This is a genomic window from Paenibacillus agaridevorans (assembly GCF_018604145.1).
In the GTDB taxonomy this organism is placed as follows: domain Bacteria; phylum Bacillota; class Bacilli; order Paenibacillales; family Paenibacillaceae; genus Pristimantibacillus; species Pristimantibacillus agaridevorans.
The window spans coordinates 6,904,210-6,927,500 of record NZ_CP075889.1 but is presented as its reverse complement, the minus strand read 5'-3'; the positions used below and the strand labels follow the sequence as shown (position 1 = coordinate 6,927,500).

The 23,291-nt window shown below is 49.7% G+C and carries 20 protein-coding genes; 12 read left to right on the top strand and 8 right to left on the bottom strand.

What is annotated here, in order from left to right:
• Positions 1-635: 635 nt before the first annotated feature.
• Together KJW29_RS27830 and gyrA are read right to left on the bottom strand one after the other, a co-directional pair.
• Positions 636-1,697: an HD-GYP domain-containing protein gene (locus KJW29_RS27830; RefSeq protein ID WP_214627111.1), complete on the bottom strand. Its 1,062-nt coding sequence runs from the start codon at positions 1,695-1,697 to the stop codon at positions 636-638.
• A 67-nt stretch (positions 1,698-1,764) separates the two neighbouring features.
• Positions 1,765-4,245 (bottom strand): DNA gyrase subunit A, encoded by a 2,481-nt coding sequence (gyrA, locus tag KJW29_RS27825; RefSeq protein WP_108992083.1) that lies wholly within the window; start codon positions 4,243-4,245, stop codon positions 1,765-1,767.
• A 350-nt stretch (positions 4,246-4,595) separates the two neighbouring features.
• On the opposite strand from gyrA, the gene KJW29_RS27820 reads away from it, so the two are divergent.
• Positions 4,596-5,372: a YheC/YheD family protein gene (locus KJW29_RS27820; RefSeq protein WP_343222687.1), complete on the top strand. Its 777-nt coding sequence runs from the start codon at positions 4,596-4,598 to the stop codon at positions 5,370-5,372.
• A 58-nt stretch (positions 5,373-5,430) separates the two neighbouring features.
• On the opposite strand, the gene gyrB is transcribed toward KJW29_RS27820, so the two are convergent.
• The 6 genes from gyrB to dnaA form a co-directional block, all read right to left on the bottom strand.
• Positions 5,431-7,338 (bottom strand): DNA topoisomerase (ATP-hydrolyzing) subunit B, encoded by a 1,908-nt coding sequence (gyrB, locus tag KJW29_RS27815; RefSeq protein ID WP_214627110.1) that lies wholly within the window; start codon positions 7,336-7,338, stop codon positions 5,431-5,433.
• 38 nt (positions 7,339-7,376) lie between these two features.
• Positions 7,377-7,628 (bottom strand): extracellular matrix regulator RemB, encoded by a 252-nt coding sequence (gene remB, locus KJW29_RS27810; protein WP_087572529.1) that lies wholly within the window; start codon positions 7,626-7,628, stop codon positions 7,377-7,379.
• Positions 7,629-7,655: 27 nt separating this feature from the next.
• Entirely contained in the window at positions 7,656-8,765 is a 1,110-nt protein-coding gene (gene recF, locus KJW29_RS27805) for a DNA replication/repair protein RecF (RefSeq protein ID WP_214627109.1), read from the bottom strand.
• A gap of 24 nt (positions 8,766-8,789) precedes the next feature.
• Positions 8,790-9,005, bottom strand: coding sequence for a S4 domain-containing protein YaaA (gene yaaA, locus KJW29_RS27800; RefSeq protein WP_214627108.1), 216 nt, complete (start codon positions 9,003-9,005; stop codon positions 8,790-8,792).
• A 29-nt stretch (positions 9,006-9,034) separates the two neighbouring features.
• Positions 9,035-10,171, bottom strand: a complete 1,137-nt coding sequence (gene dnaN / locus KJW29_RS27795; protein ID WP_214627107.1) for a DNA polymerase III subunit beta — start codon at positions 10,169-10,171, stop codon at positions 9,035-9,037.
• Positions 10,172-10,374: 203 nt separating this feature from the next.
• Complete coding sequence (gene dnaA, locus KJW29_RS27790; protein ID WP_087572532.1) at positions 10,375-11,730, bottom strand: chromosomal replication initiator protein DnaA; 1,356 nt, start codon at positions 11,728-11,730, stop codon at positions 10,375-10,377.
• Between the two features lie 565 nt (positions 11,731-12,295).
• Between dnaA and rpmH the strand changes: the two genes are divergently transcribed.
• The 11 genes from rpmH (at position 12,296) to KJW29_RS27735 (ending at position 23,282) form a co-directional block, all read left to right on the top strand.
• Complete coding sequence (gene rpmH, locus KJW29_RS27785) at positions 12,296-12,430, top strand: 50S ribosomal protein L34 (RefSeq protein ID WP_087572533.1); 135 nt, start codon at positions 12,296-12,298, stop codon at positions 12,428-12,430.
• Between the two features lie 192 nt (positions 12,431-12,622).
• The gene (gene rnpA, locus KJW29_RS27780; RefSeq protein WP_087572534.1) at positions 12,623-12,967 is read left to right on the top strand and encodes a ribonuclease P protein component; all 345 of its coding nucleotides are present in this window, start codon (positions 12,623-12,625) and stop codon (positions 12,965-12,967) included.
• Between the two features lie 229 nt (positions 12,968-13,196).
• Entirely contained in the window at positions 13,197-13,979 is a 783-nt protein-coding gene (locus tag KJW29_RS27775) for a YidC/Oxa1 family membrane protein insertase (protein ID WP_087572535.1), read from the top strand.
• Positions 13,976-14,596: an RNA-binding cell elongation regulator Jag/EloR gene (gene jag, locus KJW29_RS27770; RefSeq protein WP_087572536.1), complete on the top strand. Its 621-nt coding sequence runs from the start codon at positions 13,976-13,978 to the stop codon at positions 14,594-14,596. Before KJW29_RS27775 ends, jag begins: the two co-directional genes overlap by 4 nt.
• A 111-nt stretch (positions 14,597-14,707) precedes the next feature.
• The gene (gene mnmE, locus KJW29_RS27765) at positions 14,708-16,087 is read left to right on the top strand and encodes a tRNA uridine-5-carboxymethylaminomethyl(34) synthesis GTPase MnmE (RefSeq protein ID WP_214627106.1); all 1,380 of its coding nucleotides are present in this window, start codon (positions 14,708-14,710) and stop codon (positions 16,085-16,087) included.
• A 12-nt stretch (positions 16,088-16,099) separates the two neighbouring features.
• Positions 16,100-17,995 (top strand): tRNA uridine-5-carboxymethylaminomethyl(34) synthesis enzyme MnmG, encoded by a 1,896-nt coding sequence (gene mnmG, locus KJW29_RS27760; RefSeq protein ID WP_214627105.1) that lies wholly within the window; start codon positions 16,100-16,102, stop codon positions 17,993-17,995.
• Entirely contained in the window at positions 17,996-18,718 is a 723-nt protein-coding gene (gene rsmG, locus KJW29_RS27755) for a 16S rRNA (guanine(527)-N(7))-methyltransferase RsmG (protein ID WP_214627104.1), read from the top strand.
• 305 nt (positions 18,719-19,023) lie between these two features.
• Complete coding sequence (gene noc, locus KJW29_RS27750) at positions 19,024-19,842, top strand: nucleoid occlusion protein (RefSeq protein ID WP_214627103.1); 819 nt, start codon at positions 19,024-19,026, stop codon at positions 19,840-19,842.
• Between the two features lie 485 nt (positions 19,843-20,327).
• Positions 20,328-21,101: a ParA family protein gene (locus tag KJW29_RS27745; RefSeq protein WP_087572541.1), complete on the top strand. Its 774-nt coding sequence runs from the start codon at positions 20,328-20,330 to the stop codon at positions 21,099-21,101.
• Complete coding sequence (locus KJW29_RS27740) at positions 21,082-21,936, top strand: ParB/RepB/Spo0J family partition protein (RefSeq protein ID WP_108991859.1); 855 nt, start codon at positions 21,082-21,084, stop codon at positions 21,934-21,936. The genes KJW29_RS27745 and KJW29_RS27740 overlap by 20 nt, the downstream gene beginning before the upstream one ends.
• A 173-nt stretch (positions 21,937-22,109) precedes the next feature.
• A complete protein-coding gene (locus tag KJW29_RS27735) occupies positions 22,110-23,282 on the top strand; it encodes an aminotransferase class V-fold PLP-dependent enzyme (protein WP_214627102.1) in 1,173 nt (390 codons plus the stop codon).
• Positions 23,283-23,291 lie beyond the last annotated feature (9 nt).

The following is a 23,291-nucleotide window of genomic DNA, read 5'->3' as shown; positions in this document are numbered from 1 at the left end:
TCCAATAGAGAAACTCGTTGCCGGGGCTGTACGTGGTATGGTCCAAAAATCGGCCTCTCTGCACAATTGTGCATTTCTCCCCAATTTCTTAGACAAATGGGGCCCCTGTAAAGCAAATTGTACGAAAATACACAAATTATCGCTTCCTATCGTCGTTCGGGACCTCTTTGAACCAATATTTGCGTATATATGTACAAATGTACGAATTATTGGCTCTTCCCTCATCTTATTTGTGTATTTTCGCTCAATTGTTGTACCGTTTGTGAAAATAGCCAAGGCGCATACTAGCACCAGTTCTCCACCAATCAAGCAGACAAGCACCAGTACTCCAACATCCCACCAATCCTGCACCATGAATCCAACGCTCCAGCACCACCATCCGCCTCCAATTCGCGCCCGGCATGCAGCCGTTCTATTGGCGTAAACTTCGTAAACTAATCTGCATCTGAGAGTGCCATTAACAAGCCGTCTCGATCAGGGCTTGGACCCCGGGATTAACTCGCTTTTATGGTGTCCTATTTCAAGCCCTCCAAGCGTCTCAAAATCATATACTTTCCTATCATTAAAAAAAGAGCAAACCGTATCGTCTGCCGATGATTTCGGTCTCCGATAGGCTTGCCCTTATGATGTTTGCGCTATTTCAACACTTCTTTAATATGGAACTGCCGCTCGATAACCAGGTTGACAATCTTGCCGTCAATGGACACCCATGGCCGCGTCGGATGGGTACGGTCCGAGAAGACGATCTCGCCGATCCGTTCATCGCTTAGCCTGACGATGGTTCCATTATGGAACTGCGTCACTTTCTCCACGAACGTTCTGACATAGCCAGGATCCAGCTTCCCGAAAGCATCGCTCAATATTTGCTCCAATACAAGGTAGGGAGAGACGGCCTTCTTGTAGCCCCTGTTTAGCGTCATCGCATGGAATATATCCGCAATGCTCACGATCTTTGCATATGGATGAATTTGGCTGGCGTCTATGCCAAGCGGGTAACCCGTGCCGTCTACCTTCTCATGATGCTGAAGCGCCGTCAGCTTGACGCCTTCATTAAGCGCTGCAACGTTCTTTAGCAACTGATAGCCCAGAACGGTATGACGCTTCATCTCCTCTTGCTCAACGGCCGTCAGCGGGGTAGGCTTGGACAGAATCGATTTATCGATGCGCACATTGCCAATATCCTTAAGAAGACCGGCGAGCGCTACCTGCATCCAATCCTTCTGCGGAAGTCCCCCCCACTGAGCGATCAGATAGGAGGTCATCGCGGAAGTCACGTTATTGTGAAGCAGATAGTCGCGTTCCTGGAATACTCTTGGCGCGAAGGTGAGCACCTTGTACTCCGTTATCCGGCCCAAGAGCTTCTCGAGCTGCACTCGAAGATCCATGACAGGCATCCCCTGCCCGGTCACATAGTTGTTGAACAGCCCCCTGAGCACCTCGATCATCTTTTCGTACTCTTGCTGGAAGGGAGTAACCGGCTGCTGTACAGGTTGTACTGCCTGTGCCGGCTGGGCTTCCGGCGGAATTGCATCGCCGTAGTCGACCATAACGGTATTTACCAAGAAGGCTTGCAGAATATCCAGTTCCTTCGTTGTAATAATTCTCCCTTTGTGAAACAATATGCCGCCGAGCGGGGTAAGAACATCCTCCCCGATCTTATCGCCCATCCTAAGCTGCGCAACCGCTACTGCGACCATCCTTTTCCCCTCCCCCGCGAACAAAGCGCAGGATCAATGTTTAACAAATCCGACTGCCGCTGCTTCCTTATTCGGATTCCGTGCCTTCTACGTCCTGTTCGTCCTCGGACGAAGCCACTTCTTCTTCGCTCCGCGCAACGCGAGTGACAGTCGCAACCGTATCGTCTTCGCGCGTATTAATCAGCTTGACGCCTTGCGTATTCCGTCCCATCGTGGAGATTCCTTCCATGCTGGTCCGGATCATCGTGCCGAGCGCCGTCATGATCATGAGATCCTCGTCGTTCTCAACAACCTTAAGCGATACGATCGGCCCGTTCTTATCCGTAACGTTGAGCGTCTTGATCCCCTTGCCGCCACGGTTCTGAATACGGTACTCTCCAACCGGCGTACGCTTGCCGTAGCCCTTGGACGTAACAATAAGCACATCCTTATCCAGAACGACAACATCCATATCAATCACCGTATCGTCAGCGTCCAGGCCAATGCCCTTAACGCCGGTAGCCGACCGTCCCATGGACCGAACGTCTTCTTCCGAGAAACGGATCGACATGCCTTGGGCGGTACCCATAATGATCTCCTGGTTGCCGTCTGTCAGCTTAACGCCGATCAAGTCGTCATCTTCGCGCAGGGAGATCGCGATTAGACCCACTTTGCGGATATTAATGTAATCGTCAAGCGGCGTCTTCTTGACCACGCCTTGTCTTGTCGCGAAGAACAGATAATGATCCGCGTCGAACGCTTGAACCGGGATGACCGCGTTAACCGTCTCGCCCTGCTCGATCTGAATCAGGTTAATAATCGGCGTTCCCCGCGCTGTACGGCTGAGATCCGGAATTTCATAGGCTTTGAGCTTGTACACTTTGCCTTTGTTCGTGAAGAACAACAGGAAGTGATGCGTATTCGATACGAAGAGATGCTCGACGAAGTCATGCTCCTTCGTATCCATGCCTACAACGCCCTTGCCCCCGCGCTTCTGGCTGCGATACGTCGTCACTGGGAGACGCTTGATGTAGCCGGAGTGCGTAATGGAGATGATTACGTCTTCGCGAGGAATGAGGTCCTCATCCAGAATCTCTTCGTCGCTGGCCGTGATCTCCGTGCGGCGTTCGTCGCCGAACCGCTCCTTGATCTCATTAAGCTCTGTGCTGATGATATCGAGCACAAGCTGCTCGTCCGCAAGAATAGCCTTGTACTCGGCAATCTTGGCCAAGAGCTCGGCATATTCCGCCTCGATCTTGTCCCGCTCCAGTCCGGTCAGACGCTGCAGGCGCATATCCAGAATCGCTTGCGCTTGCTCGTGGCTGAGGGAGAAACGGGTAATCAAACCTTCGCGCGCTTCTTCCGTCGTACGCGATCCGCGAATAAGCGCGATGACCTCGTCGAGGTTGTCGAGCGCGATCCGCAAGCCTTCCAGAATATGCGCGCGCGCCTCGGCCTTCTTGAGGTCGTATTCTGTACGGCGTCTTATGACTTCGATCTGATGCTGCAAGTAATGATACAGCATGTCGCGCAAATTCAGCGTCTTTGGCTCGCCATTGACGAGCGCAAGCATGTTAATGCCGAAGTTCGACTGCAATTGCGTATGCTTGTACAAATTATTTAGCACGACGCTCGGATTGACGTCACGGCGAAGCTCGATGACGACCCGCATGCCGTTACGGTCGGATTCGTCGCGCAGATCGGTAATGCCTTCGATCTTCTTCTCTCGCACCAGCTCCGCGATCTTCTCGACCAGTCTCGCCTTAATGACCTGGTAAGGCAGCTCGTGAACAATAATACGCGCTTTGCCGTTGTTCTCCTCAATCGTCGCGCGGGCGCGCATCGTCACCGAACCGCGGCCCGTCAGATAAGCTTGACGAATACCCGATAGTCCCATGACATAAGCGGCCGTCGGGAAGTCCGGTCCTTTGACATATTCCATCAGCTCTAGCGACGTAATGTCCGGATTGCGGATAAGCGCCTGAGCGCCGTCAATAACCTCATTCAGGTTATGCGGCGGTATATTCGTCGCCATGCCTACGGCGATGCCTGTTACCCCGTTTACCAACAGATTCGGGAATCGGGAAGGAAGTACGACGGGCTCATGTTCTTCGCCATCATAGTTAGGAGCGAAGTCGATCGTTTCTTTGTTAATATCGCGAAGCAGCTCCATTGCCATCTTGGACAGACGGGCTTCCGTATAACGCATAGCCGCCGCCATATCGCCGTCGATGGAACCGAAGTTGCCGTGCCCGTCTACGAGCATATAACGCATGGAGAAGTCCTGCGCCATCCGAACCATGGATTCGTAGACCGCCGAATCGCCGTGCGGATGGTACTTGCCGATGACTTCCCCTACAATTCTCGCCGATTTCTTATGCGGCTTGTCCGGAGACATGCCGAGCTCCGACATTGCGAACAGAATACGGCGATGCACCGGCTTAAGCCCGTCGCGCACATCCGGCAACGCACGGCTCACGATAATACTCATCGCGTAATCCATGAAGGAGTCGCGCATCTCCGTACCGATATCGCGGTCTGTCACTGACATTCTTTGTTCTTCCGCCATGCTTTACCTCCCTGACGTCATCTATCTGGTGGATCTTCAACCATTCCTAGTTCTATCTTTAACATTTAATTCTTGCATAAACCTATTGTGCCGTTATGGCAGCACCGCTCGGGATGCTCTATTTGGCGGAATCGCTTGTTCGTACCCAGTGGTAAAAATAGGCCATTTCGCAAGCTCCGAACGCGAAAAATGGTCATAAATTAAATAGACCCAACTTTTATTATACCATTCATTCCATAGTCTGTCTTGTCCCGGAGCCGGGTGATAAAAGAAAAAGATGTCGCTTATTCGGCGCCGTTTCACCGCTTCGAGAACTCCGACATCCTGCAGGAACTATCCCATAGAAAGAGGTGAATCCCCTGGCTATCCAACGTGTCAGAAGCAAGTGGGCAAAAACAAAAGTGCTCCTGCGCTCTGCCGAAATGCACAGCTACATCCCGCAAACGAAACGGTTCAGCCGCGAAACGCTGCATCGCATGCTGCAGGAGTACGAGATGGTCTATGTGAAGCCCGTCAGCGGCACATACGGCAACGGAGTCATCCGCGTAGAGCGTACAGGAGAGCAAGGAAGCGGCTATCGCTTCCAGCACGGAACGACGGAACGTTATGGAGCCAGCTTCGATTCCTTGTTCGAAGCGTTAAATTCCTATGCAGGCCGAAAGGGTTATATCGTGCAGAAGGGCATCCATCTGCTCAAGCATCGGGGCCGCCGCTTCGACTTGCGCGTCATGGTCCAGAAAAATTTAAGGAATCAATGGGAAACCACCGGCATTATCGGAAAATTGGGCAACCCCCGAAAAATCGTAACCAACTACAATAACGGTGGAACGATATGGTCTTTTGAGACATTGCTGTCCTCTCATCTGTCCGCCTCCGAGATGAGTGCGCTCCAGGCAAAGCTTAAGAGGCTTGGCGTCAAGATCGGCAAGCAGTTGCAAACGGCCTATCCCGGTCTCAAGGAGCTTGGCGTCGATGTCGCCATCGATACAAAGTTCCACCCTTGGGTGCTGGAAGTGAACACGAAGCCTCATCCCTATATTTTCAACAAGCTGGCCGACAAGTCGATGCACCGCAAAGTAACCCGATATGCAGCAGCCTATGGGGGCATCAAACGCAAAAAGCATTAACCTCCCTGTACAGTCCTTGAGAAGAAAAGCAGCCCCCGTCATGGGTGGCTGCTTCCGCTTAGATATCCAGATTTGCGTATCTGGCATACTTCTGAATGAATTCGCGCCGGGGCTCGACGTTGTCGCCCATCAGCGTATCGAAGATCGTATCGGCTTCGATCGCGTCCTGGATCGATACCTGGAGCATAGAACGGCTCTCGGGATCCATCGTCGTCTCCCACAGCTGGGTGGCGTCCATCTCTCCGAGACCTTTGTAGCGCTGGATATTTACCTTTACGCCTTCCCCGAACTCTGCGAGGATCACGTCGCGTTCCTTCTCCGTCAATGCGTAGCGGACAACCTTGTTGCGCTCGATCTTAAAGAGCGGCGGCTGCGCGATGTAGACAAAGCCCGCTTCGATAATTTCCCGCATGTAGCGGTAGAAAAACGTCAGCAGCAGCGTACGAATATGCGCGCCGTCGACGTCGGCGTCCGTCATGATGATGATTTTATGGTAACGGGCCTTCGAGATGTCGAAGTCGTCGCTGATGCCCGTGCCAAGCGCAGTAATAATCGCACGAATCTCGGCATTGCCGAGAATGCGGTCCAGGCGGGCTTTCTCTACGTTCAGGATTTTGCCCCTGAGCGGAAGTATCGCTTGGAAATGGCGATCGCGCCCTTGCTTGGCTGATCCGCCCGCGGAGTCTCCTTCGACGATATACAGCTCGCTGATTGCCGCGTCCTTGGAGGAGCAGTCGGCCAGCTTGCCCGGGAGCGATCCAACCTCGAGCGCGCTCTTACGACGCGTCAGCTCGCGTGCCTTGCGCGCCGCTTCGCGTGCGCGTGCGGCTTGAAGGCCTTTCTCCACGATGCGACGGGATACGCCAGGATTCTCTTCGAGGAACTCCTGGAACTTCTCGGCGAAGAACGACTCTACAATGCCCCGTACCTCGCTGTTGCCCAGCTTCGTCTTTGTCTGTCCCTCGAACTGCGGTTCGGGAATCTTTACGGAGATGATCGCGGTGAGTCCCTCCCGCACGTCGTCGCCCGAGAAGTTGGAATCGTTGTCCTTGATGAGATTCGTTTTGCGCGCGTAATCGTTGATGATCCTCGTCAGCGCGCTCTTGAAGCCGGACTCATGCGTACCGCCCTCATGCGTATTGATGTTGTTGGCGAAGGAGTAGATGTTCTCCGTGTAGCTGTCGTTATACTGCAGCGCGACTTCGACCTGGATATGGTCCTTCGAGCCCTCAACATAGATTGGAGTCTCATGCAGCGCCTCGCGGTTCCGGTTAAGAAACAGCACGAACTCGTTCAGACCGCCGTCGTATTTGAACGAATTGGACACTTCCGTACGCTCGTCCGTCAGCGTAATCTCGATGCCCTTGTTCAGAAACGCCAGCTCGCGAATACGGGACTGGAGCGTCTCGTAGTCGAATACCGTCGTCTCCGTAAAAATCTCGGGATCAGGCTGGAAGGTTACCTTCGTGCCCGTCTCCTCGGATTCGCCCACGACCTTGATATCGTATTGGGGAACTCCTCTGCGGTATTCCTGCTGATAGAGTTTGCCATGGAGTTTAACCTGCACGATGACAGACTCCGACAGGGCATTGACGACCGACACGCCTACGCCGTGCAGACCGCCGGATACTTTATATCCCTCGCCACCGAACTTGCCGCCGGCATGAAGAACGGTCATGACAACCTCGAGCGTCGACTTCTGCAGTTTCGTGTTCATCCCGACCGGGATTCCGCGTCCGTTGTCGATAACGGTAATGCTGTTGTTTTCGTGCACGATCACGTCGATCTTGTCGCAATAGCCGGCCAGCGCTTCGTCGATACTGTTGTCGACTACCTCCCATACGAGATGGTGAAGACCCTTTCCGCTGGTGGAGCCGATATACATCCCCGGACGTTTGCGGACGGCCTCCAACCCTTCAAGAACCTGTATCTGACTCTCGTCATACGTGTGCTGTTCCAAAGACATGCAAACTCACTGCTCCTCTCGACTGCTCTTCCTATTGCTTATCCATTCGCCGCGAAATGATGGGCTCGTTTCTTGAGCGTTGAGGATGATATGGGCGAATAGTAGATTTTCTTCTTTGTGACGACGATAGACTTCGGCTCTTCTTCGCCGATCGTCTCCACGTCCTTGCGCTTATGGGCTCCCGCGACGAATTGCTTGGACAGCTTGGAGGACTGCTCAATGGATATATCAAAGATGGCTACCAGCTCTACGGCCCTGATAATCTTTTCTCCGCCCAGATGGATGTACATGTCTCCTCCAGCCCCCTGTTCATCTCGTTATACGGTGACTCTGCCTTCTCGCACATAATAGATACCGGCATCGTGGAGCTTGCTCGTGTTGACGCTCTCCAGGCCGGTCGTTGTAATAAAGGTCTGAACCTTGCTTTGAAAAGTTTCGATGAGCTGCGTCTGACGGTTCTGATCCAGCTCCGACAGAACATCATCGAGCAAGAGCAGCGGATATTCCCCGATCTCCTCATGAATCAGCTCGATCTCGGCAAGCTTCAGCGACAGAGCAGTAGTGCGCTGCTGCCCTTGCGAGCCGAATATCTGCGCTTCCTTGCCGTTGATGAAGAAGGCCAAATCGTCGCGATGAGGTCCGGCAAGCGTGACCCCTCTCCGAATCTCCTGATCTTTCACTTGTGTTAACTTTAACATAAATTGATCAAATAAAACAGGTTCATCTTGCGTCGTGTCCACATCGAAGGAGGGGCGATACTCAATCGTCAGCTTCTCCGAACCGTTCGTAATGCCGGCATGAATCTGTTCCGCGAAGATTTGCAATTTATGTATAAAGTGTTTCCTTTTTTTCATAATTTTAACACCGAGCTCGGCAAGCTGCATATTCCACACTTCCATCATCGTCGCGTTGACAGTCCCCGGACCTGCGCTTTTCAGGTAGTTGTTTCGCTGCTGGAGCACCTTGCCGTATTGCTGAAGCGTATATAGATAGCCGGGCTGCACCTGCCCGATCTCCATGTCCAGAAATCGGCGGCGCACGCCCGGCGTGCCCTTGACTATCTCGAGATCCTCCGGCGCGAACATGACGACGTTAACGGAACCGATGAAATCGCTCAGCTTGCGCTGCTCCAGCCCGTTGATCTTTGCCTTTTTGCCCTGCGAGGAGAACAGCAAATCGAGGGTGATATTGCCGTACCGCTTATCCACCGCCCCCGATATTCTCGCGGAATCGCTTTGCCAACCGATCAGTTCTTTGTCCTTGGACGTGCGATGCGACTTCGACAGCGCAAGCACAAAGATGGCTTCCAGCAGATTCGTTTTGCCTTGGGCGTTTGGACCCAAAAAGACGTTAACCTTGTTCGGAGTTGCAAGATCGAGGCCGGCATAATTCCGGTAATTGCTCAATTCGATATTCGTCAGAAACACGTTTCGTTCCTCCCGGTGCTTCGCCTATTCGCGCGTGACGACAAACATGCCATGCTCTTCGACTTCCACTTTGTCGCCAGCGTAAAGCTTGCGGCCCCGGCGGTTGTCGGCCTCCCCGTTAATGTGGATAACCGTCTCCTGCAGAAAAAATTTAGCTTGTCCACCTGTGGATATGCAATCCGCCAGCTTCAAAAACTTCCCTAATTCGATATATTCCGTCCGAATGGATACTTCTTTCATTCCTTCATCACCCTTTCAGCTTGCTTGGCTTAACCTGTCGTACGGTAAGGCAGAATGACGTACATGCTGTATGGGTGGTCCATCGGCTTTACGATAATGGGGCGCATAGCGCCGGAAAAACCGATGAACAGCTGTTCGCTGTCGATAACTTTGAGCACGTCGAGCATATATTTGGAGTTGAACGCAATCCGCAGCGGTTCGCCTGTCAGCTGCGTTACTTCAAGCTGCTCCGTTACGCGGCCAAGCTCCGTAGAGCTGGACGAAATCTCAATCGTACCGTCATCTAGAGTCGCGAGCCTGACGATGTTCGTCTTTTCTTCGCGCGACATGAGATAGGCGCGATCGATTGCGTCCATCACATTTTTGGTGTCGAGCACAAGTTCTGTCTCGAATACTTGCGGAATAATCTTGGATGTATCCGGGTAAGTGCCGTCAAGAATACGCGTATAGAACAGAATATTGTCGACCTTGAATAACACCTGGTTGTCCGCAACGACGACATCGACCAGCGTATTCTGATCCGGGATTAGACGTGACAATTCGTTGAGCGTCTTGGCGGAAATAACGATATTGCTGAAGTTCAGCTCGGAATCGACTTTTGTCGTACGGCTGGCAAGACGATGCCGGTCCGTGGCAACGAACTTGAGCATGCTGTCGTGAAGATTCCAGAGCACGCCGGTCAGGATAGGCGTTTGTTCGCTTGTCGAAGCGGCGAGAATCGTCTGGCGGATCATCGATTTGATCAAGTCTCCGGGAATTTGAAGAATGTCGTTCTGTTCGATCGACGGCAGGACAGGGAACTCCTCCGGATCCAGGCCGACCATTTGAATTTCCGAGGAACCGGAGCGAATAATCGTTTGGAAGCCGCTTCTTACCTCAATCATCACTTGGTCGGAAGGGAGCTTTTTTACGATTTCGACGAAAAACTTGGCAGGAAGCACAACGCTTCCCGGTTTGTCGATTTGCGCGATAATTTTATCTCCTTGTTCTACGGAGATAAAGCTCTGAATAGATATATCTGTATCGCTGGCAGTCAGCGTTACGAATTGATGGTTTACATCGAACTTGATGCCACCGAGGATCGGAATGGCGGGACGGGCCGAGACGGCCTTGGCGACTTGTTGAATCGCGTCGTTTAGTTCGTTTTTGGAAATCGTGAGTTTCATTTGTTCACCCGTTTCTACAAGATTTGAGGGATTCAGCCCCGAAACGACGAAGTCGTTGAAAAGGTATTTGTATAGGTATTATTTTAAAGATTTTTTAGTAGTCGTAGTAGTAGGGGGCCTGAATATGTGGATAACCCCATTTAAAGCGGATAAAGCAAGCCTATCCACATGTGCATAGCTTGTGCATAGGCTTGCTCTGTTGTTCACATTTGATTTTTGACTTTTTCCGTCAAATTCTGAATGATCTTGTACAGCTCCTGATCGATCTTAAGCTGCCGCGTTATTTTTTCGTGCGCATGAATAACTGTCGTGTGGTCACGGCCGCCGAACGCTTCGCCGATCTTCGGAAGCGAGTAATCCGTAAGCTCCCGCGAGAGGTACATCGCGATTTGTCTCGGATAAGCGACGGCTTTCGTCCGTTTTCGCGCTTTGAACTCCTCCAGGCGCAGCCCGTAAAATTCGCCAACTTTCGTCTGTATATCCTGAATCGTGATCATGCGCGGCCGGCTCGACGGAATAATATCCTTAAGCGCCTCCGCTGCCAGATGCGATGTAATATCGGCATTGATCAGCGACGAATAGGCGACGACCCGGATCAACGCGCCTTCCAGTTCGCGGATGTTCGTATCGATCTGGTTGGCGATATAGTTCATGGCTTCGTTGGGAATATCGAGATTTTCGGCTTTTGCCTTCTTTCGAAGAATAGCAATCCGCGTCTCGAGATCCGGCGGCTGGATATCGGTGATAAGTCCCCACTCGAATCGGGAGCGCAGCCGGTCTTCTAGAGTTGGTATTTCTTTCGGCGGACGGTCACTGGAGATGACGATCTGCTTGCGTTCTTCGTGCAGCGCGTTAAACGTATGGAAAAATTCCTCTTGCGTCTGCTCCTTGCCGGCCAAAAATTGAATATCGTCAATAAGCAGCACGTCGATATTGCGGTACTTCGTCCTGAAGCTCTCGCCCTGGCTGTCCCGGATGGCATTAATGAATTCATTCGTGAATTTCTCGGAAGAAATATAAAGAACCCGCGTATTGGGGTTGTGATCCATAATGTAGTGCCCGATGGCGTGCATCAAGTGAGTCTTGCCTAGTCCAACGCCCCCATAAAGGAACAGTGGATTATAGGCTTTGGCCGGAGCTTCGGCGACTGCTAGCGAAGCCGCATGGGCGAACCGGTTGTTGGCACCGATGACGAATGTATCGAACGTATACTTGGGGTTAAGCATATGGGTGTGCGGCTCGTCGGACGAGACAGGAGGCTGCACGTTTTTGGGAGGGAACACGATGCTATGCTCGGCGGCGGTTTTCGGTTCCTCGATGGAGAAGCGCACATCGATCTGTCTGCCGAGGAATTCGTACAGTGTTGTTCGAATCAGCTTCGTATATCGGCCTTCCAGCCATTCGGCGGCAAACGTGGTCGGCGCCGTTACTTCAAGTATGGAATCATCGACGAAGGAAGCCTTGGTTGCCTTGAACCAGGTGTCAAAGCTCGGCTTGCTCAGCTTCGTCTGAATGATGGACAATACTTGTTGCCATAAATCGTAGGTATGGCTGTCCACAGACTGTCACTCCTTATCTTCTGTCGCCCAGAGGCGGGCCCGCGCGGAAACTTGTCGAATACCTATCTGCATGCACGAAATATCCACATTATGACGGATATTTAAGATGTGAGTTATAAATAGGGGATAATGTTGTTCACAATGTTATCCACAGGCTGTTAATAAGATGGTGTGGAATAGTTGCTCATCCACAACGAAAACATATCTATCATAGCAAAAGATGCCTTGTATTTCAACGAATTGCCGGATATTATCCACATACTCAAGAGCTTGTGTATAAAAGTTATCGACAACACAAGATATTGTTAATATCATGTTACCATTTCGACAAAGTTCGATTTTGGCCCAAAAAAATTGTCCACATGTTATTAGTTTTCGTCGAACCTTTGTCGTTCATTCATTTATCCACAGGCATGAGCCGGAAAAAATGGCAGTCGTCGGCGCAGGGGCAAACATTGACTTTTTGCCCTCCGCGTGGTTTAATTATAAAAGTGTATTTTTGTCTTGGACGGGCGCGTATCGTCCGATGTATGGATCCACACGTAATATAGGAGGTGCAATATAAATGAGACCTACATTTAAACCAAATGTAAGCAAACGTGCTAAAGTGCATGGCTTCCGCAAGCGGATGAGCACAAAGAACGGTCGTAAAGTTTTGGCGGCTCGTCGTCAAAAGGGAAGAAAAGTACTGAGCGCGTAAGCAGAAGACCACCGGACGTGGTCTTTTTTTTTGCTCAGTTTCGGACAGACTTGACATATAGTGCGAGTTCAAAAAGTTCGGTTGCCTTCAATCTTCGATGTCGAGTTAAGCTTCTTGGCATACTTCGTAATGGGAATCGGACTTTTTGAACAACCTCATAATAGAATGAAGAGAGAACGGTGGATATAAGACGTGCGTAGAAAATTGCGTCTTCGCAGCCGCGAAGATTTCAATCGGGTCTATCGGGGCGGAAAATCGTTCGCGAACGGCCAATTCGTCGTATATTGGTCCAGGCAAAGAGTAGCGGACCCATTCCGGCTCGGCGTGTCGGCCAGTAAAAAAATCGGCAATGCCGTCATGCGCAATCGGATGAGAAGAATGGTAAAGGAAATCGTGCGTCATATGGAGGACCGGATCGTACCTGGAACGGACTTCATTCTCATCGTCAGGAAGCCGGCAACGGCCATGGAGATGAAGGAGATGGAGAAGAGCGTCGGGCATGTGCTGAGGAAAGCCGGCTTATTAAAGAAGCAATGATTTCTAGTGTTGAAACTTACAGCGCTGCCAAAGGTCGGGGACAGCCGTTTCATCTTGAATTATAGGAAAGTATACGATTTCGCAATATTTTCTCTATAATTCTCGGAACGAAACGCGCCCCGCCTCCAAAGGACGTCGTAGCCGTTTCGCCTTGTTTATTTGTGTATTAAATTATGGTATAGTCTATCTTGGAATAGAACTATGCAGAAGCTCTCAGAGAGGAGATTTAATGTTGTTTCGGAATACAAATCGAAAATGGCTTCTCGTGGCGGGTCTTGTATTGGTTATGGGCCTCCTTGCAGGCTGTGCTCCTGCCGATCATACCATGGATACGCCTGACTTGCTCAAGGGTAATTTCTGGGAGAAAAACGTCGTTTATTATTTCGCTATTACGCTTGATACGTTCGCTAACTGGTTCGGCGGCTCCTATGTGTTGGCGATCCTGCTGCTAACGATTATCGTTAGAACGCTTATTCTGCCGTTGACACTTAAGCAGTATCGCAGTTCCAAGGCTATGCAAGCGTTACAGCCGCAAATGGCGGAAATTAAGAAGAAATATAAGGACAACCCGCAGAAGCAACAAGAAGAGACGATGAAACTGTTCCAGACGCATGGCGTCAACCCCTTGGCGGGCTGTCTGCCGTTGATCGTTCAGATGCCGGTATTTATCGCGCTCTACAATGCCATCTACTGGAATCAGGACATCCGTACCGAAACGTTGTTCGGCTTCGGACTCGGCGAGCCAAGTCCGTGGTACTTCTTGCCGGTGCTTGCCGCGATTACGACCTTCGTCCAATCGAAGATGATGCAGAAGCAGCAGACGCAGCAAATGCCTGGCATGGGGATGATCATGACGATTTTCCCGGTGCTGATCTTCGTGATGTCGATGTCGTTCCCTGCTGCATTGCCGCTGTACTGGGTATTCAGCAACACGTATACGATCGTTCAAAACTACTTCCTGTACGTACGTGGTTCATCTGACAAGGGTAAGAAGGAGGTCCTTGCAAAATGAAGAAAATCGTTGCATCGGGCAAGACGATAGACGATGCTGTGCGTAATGGATTGACACAATGGCAAGTAACGGAAGACCGTGTTAAAGTTGTCGTGCTGGAGCAGCCGTCCAAAGGGCTGTTCGGGCTGATTGGCGTCAAGGAAGCCAAGGTGGAGCTGGAGCTTATTCCGGATCCGCTGGAGGAAGCCGAGCAGTTCCTTGTCGAAGTCGCGCGTACAATGGGACTTTCAGTTCAGATCGATCGCAAGCAAACGAAAGAAGGCTTCTACTTGTCCGTATCGGGCGGGGGAGACCTGGGCATGCTGATTGGACGCCGGGGAGGCACGCTTGATGCGCTGCAGTACCTGGTAAATATTGTGGCCAACCGTTATTCAGACAGTCATCTTCGTATCGTCCTTGATGCAGAGGATTTTCGCGAGCGTCGCCGCAAGACGTTGGAGGAGCTCTCCGACCGATTGGCGGGACGAGTTATCCGCACGAGAAAGGAAGTCGTTCTCGAGCCGATGACGCCGCATGAACGCAAGGTCATCCATTCGCAGCTTCAGAACCATCCTAAGGTAAGGACGTTCAGCAAGGGAGACGAGCCGAATCGGCGCGTCGTCATTGCGCTGAGGTAAGGCGATTATTACCTAACCATCCATACCGGTATCCGATTCGCAGCAATGGCTTCCCAAGGTCATTGCTGTTTTTCCATTCTGCGCAAGAAGCATAAAGAGGTGTTGATAGTCATGATTCACGATACGATTGCCGCGATCTCGACCGCTGTTGGCGAGGGCGGCATCGCGATCATTCGGGTAAGCGGACCGCAGGCGATTAGCGGTATATCCCGTATTTTTTCGTCGAAAATAAGTCTAAACGAGGCCGAGTCGCATACGGTTCATTACGGGCACATCGTTGATCCCTCCAGCGGGGAGAAGATCGAGGAGGTGCTGCTCACGCTGATGCGCGGACCGCGCTCCTTTACGGCAGAAGATGTCGTCGAGATCAACGCGCATGGCGGCGTCATCGCGGTGAAGAAGGTGCTGGACATCGTGTTGCTGCAGGATCATATCCGAACGGCGGAGCCCGGCGAATTCACGAAGCGGGCATTCCTGAACGGCCGCATTGACCTGATGCAAGCGGAAGCCGTTATCGACCTCATCCGATCGAAGTCGGATCGGGCGTTCTCCGTTGCACGCAAACAAGCGGAAGGCGCGTTGTCGAAAAAGATCAAGGCGCTGCGTCAGACGGTCATCGAGCTGCTTGCCCATATTGAGGTCAATATCGATTATCCCGAGCATGATGTCGAAGAGATGACGAGCGCATATATCCGCGAACAATGTCAGCTTGCCATCGGCGAAATCGACAAATTGCTAAAAACCGCGAACGAAGGCAAAATATTGCGTGAAGGCATTGTGACGGCAATTGTCGGAAGGCCTAATGTGGGCAAGTCGTCGCTTATGAACGTATTGACACAAGAGAACAAGGCAATCGTGACCGATATTCCGGGTACGACACGAGATGTCATCGAACAATTCGTGTCGTTAAATGGCATACCGCTACGTCTGCTGGATACGGCGGGGATTCGGGAAACGAGCGACATTGTGGAACGGATCGGGGTAGAGAGGTCGCGTGACGCGTTTCAGGATGCGGATCTGATCTTGTTCGTGCTTAATCATAATGAACCGCTGCAGAGCGATGATCGGCAGCTTCTTCAGCAGCTTGAAGGGAAATCGGTTGTCGCCATCATCAACAAAACCGACTTGCCAGGTCATCTGGAGATGGACGAGGTTGAACGTTACATTGCTTCGGATCGCATTGTAAGGATGTCCGTTCTGGAAGAGCGGGGACTGGACGGCTTGGAAGCAACAATAAGCGAGATGTTCTTCGAAGGGCAGTTGGAGGCAAATGATCTGACTTATGTCAGCAACGTTCGACATATTTCGCTATTAAAGCGGGCGAAAGGTTCGCTGGAGGATGCAATAGAGGCAACCTATTCGGGTATACCGATTGATGTGATACAGATTGACGCAAGACTCGCTTGGGAATCGCTTGGTGAAATTTTGGGCGACGAAGCGGGCGATTCATTGATTGACCAAATTTTCTCACAGTTTTGTCTTGGAAAGTAGGAGGGATCAATTATGGGTTATGTGGCAGGTGAATTCGATGTCATCGTTATCGGCGCAGGACATGCGGGCTGCGAGTCTGCGCTTGCGTCGGCTAGAATGGGCTGCGATACGCTGCTGTTGACGATTAATCTGGATATGGTGGCGTTTATGCCGTGCAATCCGTCGATCGGCGGTCCCGCGAAGGGGCATGTTGTGCGCGAGATCGACGCTCTGGGCGGCGAGATGGGGCGCCATATCGATAAAACGTTTATTCAAATGAGGATGCTTAACACGGGCAAGGGTCCGGCTGTTCACGCGCTTCGCGCGCAAGCCGATAAATTCGCATATCAGCATCTGATGAAAAAAACGATCGAAGAAACGCCGAATTTGACGCTTCGCCAAGGGATGGCGGAAGAGCTAATTGTCGAAGACGGCAAATGCGTAGGCATCTTGACCAAGACGGGCGCCGAATATCGGGCGAAGGCGATTGTCGTCACGACCGGTACTTATCTTCGTGGCAAGATTATTATGGGAGAGCTTATGTATGAGAGCGGGCCCAACAATCAACAGCCGTCGGTCCGGTTGTCCGCAAGCCTCAAGGAACATGGTCTCGAGCTGATTCGCTTTAAGACGGGAACGCCGCCGCGCGTAAATAAGGATACGATCGATTTCTCGAAGACGGAGATCCAGCCTGGCGACGAGAAACTGAAGTTTTTCTCTCATGAGACAGAGTCGTCCGATAACGAACAATTGCCTTGCTGGCTGACTTACACATCGGAAGAAACACATCGTATTATTAATGATAATTTGCATCGCGCTCCGATGTTCTCTGGCGCCATCGAAGGAACGGGACCGCGTTATTGTCCGTCCATTGAAGACAAGATCGTTCGATTTGCCGATAAGCCGAAGCATCAGGTCTTCCTGGAGCCGGAGGGCAAACATACTTCGGAGTATTACGTGCAAGGCTTGTCGACGAGTATGCCTGAGGATGTGCAACTCAAAATTGTGAGATCAGTTCCAGGTTTGGAAAATGCTGAGATCATGCGCAACGGCTATGCGATTGAATATGATGCGGTTATCCCCACTCAACTCTGGCCGACCCTGGAGACGAAAGTCATAGACGGATTATTTACAGCTGGGCAAATCAATGGAACATCCGGATATGAGGAAGCGGCTGGCCAAGGCATCATCGCCGGCATTAATGCTGCGAGAAAGGTGCAAGGGAAGGAAGGCGTCATTATTGGACGCGAGCAGGGATATATCGGTGTTATGATCGATGATCTTGTGACAAAGGGAACGAATGATCCCTATCGGCTTCTGACTTCGAGAGCCGAATATCGATTGCTGCTTCGGCATGATAATGCCGATCTGCGCCTGACCCCGCTTGGTTATGAGATCGGACTGATCACGGAAGAACGTTACGGCAAGTTCTTAAGGAAGAAAGAGCTGGTGGAGCTGGAGCTTGAGCGACTTCGCAGTACGAAGGTGAAACCGGATGATATGAAGGTGATGCTGGAGGCAGCAAGCTCCGCGCAAATGACGCAAGGCGCTGATGCATTGTCGTTGCTTCGTCGTCCCGAGGTTACGTATGCTCATTTGGAGAGCGTGCTCCCGAGCCCTTATGAATTAAGCGACGAAATGAAGGAGCAAGTTGAGATTCAGATCAAATATGAGGGATATATCGAAAAACAACTGCTCCAAGTTGAACGATTAAACAAGATGGAGAAAAAGAAGATGCCAGACGACATCGATTACAGCGATGTACGCGGCCTCGCTTCCGAGGCGAAGCAGAAGCTCGGCGTTATACGTCCGCTTTCGATTGGTCAGGCATCCCGAATTGCCGGTGTTACGCCGGCAGACATTTCGATTTTGCTTGTTTATTTGGAACATTACAATCGTGTCACGGCGGCAAGAAAGTCAGGATCATAAATGGATAGGACGAATACATGGTTGGTTGAGCAGCTGGGGGAGAGAGGGGTATCCATCTCTTCCCGTCAGTTGGAGCAATTTGAAGCCTATTTGGAAATGCTGGTGGATTGGAACGAGCGAATGAACCTGACTGGCATTACGGAACGTGATGCTGTTTATGAAAAACATTTTTTCGATTCTATCTCCTTATCTTTTTTTGTTAATATGAATGAAATAAAAACTATTGCTGACATTGGCTCTGGAGCCGGATTTCCAAGCGTTCCGTTAAAAATCTGTTTCCCTCATTTAAAGGTCGTCATCGTGGACTCTCTAAACAAACGGATTTCCTTCCTGAAAGCATTGGCGGAGCGCTTGGAACTCCAGGATGTAGAGTGTGTGCATGGTCGTGCAGAGGATATTGCAAGGTTGCCTTTATATCGCGATCAATTTGATTTGGCTACGGCAAGAGCTGTTGCACGTCTAAATGTACTTAATGAATTCTGCCTTCCCTTTGTCCGTCCCGGCGGCAAGTTTGCTGCCATGAAGGGTGCTAAATCTCAGGAAGAAATGAAGGAAGCGGGTTTTAGCTTAAAGGAATTGAAAGGTAAGCTGATAGGTGAGCATGGTATGTTGCTTCCTAACGAAGGGTCTGAGCGGCATATCGTTGTTATCCAGAAGACAGGCACTACGCCCCAAAAATATCCACGTAAAGCAGGAACGCCGCTTAAGCAACCTTTAATCTAGTATTTTCACAAATTGTTTCACGTGAAACATTGTCAACTTATAGGGAGAGTGGAGTGCTGTTCTACGTTATCATGCGGGAATAGCACTTCTTTAACCCGTTAAATCTTGGATTTGTTAATCTATGAATATTCAGTGTCGTATTCTTACAATTGAATTGTTAAATTACATAGTTGATAAGGTGTCAAGCAGGATTTCATTGGTAGGGAGTCGAATTAATAGGAAAAGTTAGGATGATCTCAGATGTCTGGAAAGTCTATTGCATTTTTTATGCATAGATTTATCATATGATCGGGTGGTAGTCATTCATGAAAGAATCATTATCCCGCCTGTTCGGCCTGTCCGAACAGCGCTCTCCTCAAGAAGAAGTAAGGCAGCTGCCAATTCATGAGATTGATACGAGCCCGTTCCAGCCTCGTACCTTATTCGACGATGATCGAATCGAGGAGCTCTGTCAGACGATTAAGACGCATGGCGTTATCCAACCTATTGTTGTACGCGTTCGTAATAATCGTTATGAAATTATTGCCGGCGAACGACGTTGGCGTGCAGTAACGAAACTAGGTTATGAAACCATTCCCGCTATCGTAAGAGAATTCAATGATTCTCAGACCGCTTCAATCGCTTTAATCGAAAACCTCCAACGTGAGAACTTAACCGCTATTGAGGAAGCGGTGGCTTATCAGAAATTAATTGAATTACATCAACTGACGCAAGAAAGTTTGGCGCAACGATTAGGGAAGAGCCAGTCAACGATCGCTAACAAACTGAGATTGCTTATGCTCCCTGAACAGGTTAAAGCTACACTCATGGAACGGAAAATATCGGAACGGCACGCGAGAGCGTTATTATCCCTGGATTCGGAGGAGCTGCAGCTGAAGGTTCTTGAGGAAATTATTACGAAGGATCTGAATGTGAAACAAACCGAGGTTCGAATCGCATTCTTGAATGAATCGAATAAAAATAAAAAAGCGAAACGAATATCCTTCACGAAGGATGTACGTCTTGCTCTTAATACAATTCGGCAGTCTATTGATATGGTGTCGGGCTCGGGTTTAAAGATCAAAACCAATGAAAAGGATCACGAGGATCATTATGAAATCGTGATTCAAATTCCTAAACGCTAGTATTCATCTATCGCCCAATGTTTCCGAAGCAGCTTTTTTGCAAAACTGGAGGTTCATTGTCCCTTAAAGGCCCCGGAATATAAGTTTTCTCAACAATTTCTTAAAAAATAGATATTAGATTTCTATCACAGTTCCTCTTCTTCCTCTCTTCTATGCTATAATAGAACAAGGTGAAACGACGAAAAACGTCCTCAGAGGATTTGCTCCTACTAAATAGCTGAATTCCACTTTGCTCCTGACTGGATCATAATGGAGATAGAAGCCCGTATAGAAGGTTATACGGGCTTCAATTTGACTCGAAATATAGAAAAAGCTTTTAATATGGTTAGCCATACTTTCTCTATATTTCCGGGAATGAAACGCGCTGCGTTGCTAAAGGGAAAACGACAGCCGTTTCACCTTGATTTCCCCAAAATGATGCCGCCTTCCAATGAAGGCGGCGATGCCATTTTGTACAAAAGTTTCACACATGAGGTGAATAAGAATTGTCGAAAATTATTGCAATTGCTAATCAGAAGGGCGGAGTCGGCAAAACGACGACTTCCGTTAATTTATCAGCATGCCTTGCTTCGCTTGGGAAAAAGGTGCTTCTGGTCGATATCGACCCGCAAGGAAATACGACAAGCGGTCTCGGCATTAATAAAGCCGATGTTTCCAACTGTATTTATGATGTATTAATTAACGAAGTGCATCCCAAAGATGCCATGGTGGAAACGAGTGTGCCAGGTTTGACCGTTATTCCAGCTACGATTCAATTGGCTGGCGCAGAAATCGAGCTTGTCCCAACGATATCTCGTGAACTTCGGTTAAAAAAATCACTTCATATGGTTAAAAACGATTTCGATTACGTCATTATTGATTGCCCGCCATCCCTTGGCATTTTGACAATCAACTCTTTGACTGCAGCTGATTCTGTTCTTATCCCGATACAATGCGAATATTACGCGTTAGAAGGACTCAGTCAATTGCTAAATACGGTTCGACTTGTTCAGAAACATTTGAATACATCCCTACAGATCGAGGGAGTATTGCTTACAATGCTGGATGCGCGTACGAATTTGGGTATTCAAGTGATTGAAGAAGTGAAAAAGTATTTCCAACAGAAAGTATATCAAACGATTATCCCGCGGAATGTACGTCTGAGTGAAGCTCCGTCTCATGGACAAGCTATTATCACTTATGATCCGAGATCCAAAGGTGCAGAAGTTTATCTTGAACTTGCGAAGGAAGTGGTAATGTATGAGCAAGCGGCTAGGTAGAGGCCTGGATGCGCTAATCCCGTCTCTGTCCGTCAATGATGATGATAAAGTCGTAGAGATTTCGCTATCACAGCTTCGTCCGAACCCTTACCAACCACGTAAAACTTTCGATGAAGAATCCATCAAGGAACTTGCGGAATCCATTAAACAGCATGGTGTCATTCAACCGATCATCGTGCGTTCAGTCATTAAAGGTTATGAGATTATTGCAGGGGAACGTCGTTTCCGCGCTTCGCAATATTGCGGCAATACGACAATTCCGGCGGTTATACGGAACTACAGTGATCAACAAGTCATGGAAATTGCTTTAATCGAGAACTTGCAGCGGGAAGACTTGAACGCTCTTGAGGTCGCTATTGCATACCAGGCATTAATGGATAAATTTAAATTAACACAAGAAGAGCTTAGCTTAAAGGTGGGTAAGTCGCGTTCTCACATTGCAAACTTCTTACGTTTACTGAGCTTACCTGCAGAAATCAAAGAATATGTTTCACGTGGAACAATTTCAATGGGTCATGCCAGAGCACTTGCGGGCATTAAAGATGTTGACGTACAGAAGGAATTCGCCGAGCAAATTATTGGTTCGGAGTGGAGCGTGCGGGAACTGGAGGATGCCATTCAGAAGCTGGATCATAAAGGGAAAGACCAGCCGGAGAAAGGGCAAAAACCGAAGAAACGCGATCCTTACATTGAACATCTGGAAGAGACGCTTCGCGATCGTTTCAAAACAACTGTGAAGATTAAGCAGCAGAAGGATAAAGGGAAAATCGAGCTTCAATATTACAATAAACAAGATTTGGAGCGTTTACTCGAATTGCTTCAACAGCTTGCCTAAAAGGACTGAATAATGGCATATCTAAGTTGTAATCTTTCATCTGAAGGATTAAACTAAGGTATGCCATTATTCAATTATAAGGAATTTTTCATGGACGGAAACAACCGGTTCACCTTATTGATCATAACATAAAGAGCTGCTTAAAAAGAGATGGATAGGGAAGGTGTAGAGGAATGACTGCCGAACAACGCAAGTTGATTTATTTGGATCATGCGGCTACATCATGGCCGAAGGCTCCAGGTGTAATAGAAGCTGTGACAGATGCGCTAATGAATGACGGAGCTAATCCAGGTAGAGGCAGTCATGCTATGGCAGTAAGGGCTAGCCGGATTTTATTTGATACAAGAAAAGCGTTAGGCAAGCTGTTCGGTATTCGCAACCCGAATGATATCGCTTTTGCGGCTAATACGACGATGGCTCTTAATATGGCGATACAGGGATTAGTTAAGGCAGGAGATCATGTCATAACGACTAGCGTCGAACATAATTCCGTCAGAAGACCCTTATACCAATTGGAACAGGAAAAAGACGTAGAAGTTACGTACTTGCAATCGGATGAATATGGCCGAATACAGTTGTCAGAGCTGGAGAAGGCTATAAAACCAAATACGAAATTAATAGCAGTGAACCATAGCTCCAATCTGCTTGGGACTATTTTGCCTGTAGGAGAAATTGGTGAAATTGCCCGCAAACATGATGTGAAACTGCTGGTGGATGCCGCGCAAAGCGCAGGTATAGTGCCGATCGATGTGAAGACGCTAGGAATCGATCTGCTGGCTTTTCCGGGACACAAGGGACTACTAGGCCCCCAAGGCACTGGAGGGCTTTATATCGCGCCTGAGGTTGATTTGAAGCCGTTGTTGTTGGGTGGAACAGGAAGTCAGTCGGAAGCCCCGCATCAGCCGTTAGTACGGCCTGATCGGTACGAAGCAGGGACTCCTAATACGCCAGGCTTGGCGGGGCTAAAGGCTGGCGTCCATTATGTGTTGAATGAGACGGTGCAGAACATCCATACTAAGGAGAGGGCATTGACGGAGCGGATGATGGAAGGGCTGCTGCATATACCGAAGCTTCGCCTGTTAGGGCCAAAGCTGGGGGAGGAACGCACTGGCATTGTAGCGTTCCAGGCGGAGAATATTGATTCGTCCGAGCTGTCGTTTATTCTCGATCAACATTACGGCATCGCCGTTCGATCCGGCTACCATTGTACGCCGCTAGCGCATGCAAGCGCGGGCACTGCAGATACTGGTGCTGTACGAGCAAGCGTAGGCATATTCACAACAGAAGAGGAAGTCGATACATTAGTAACGGCTATGGCAGAGATAACGAAGCACTATGGCAACTAAGAGATGGGG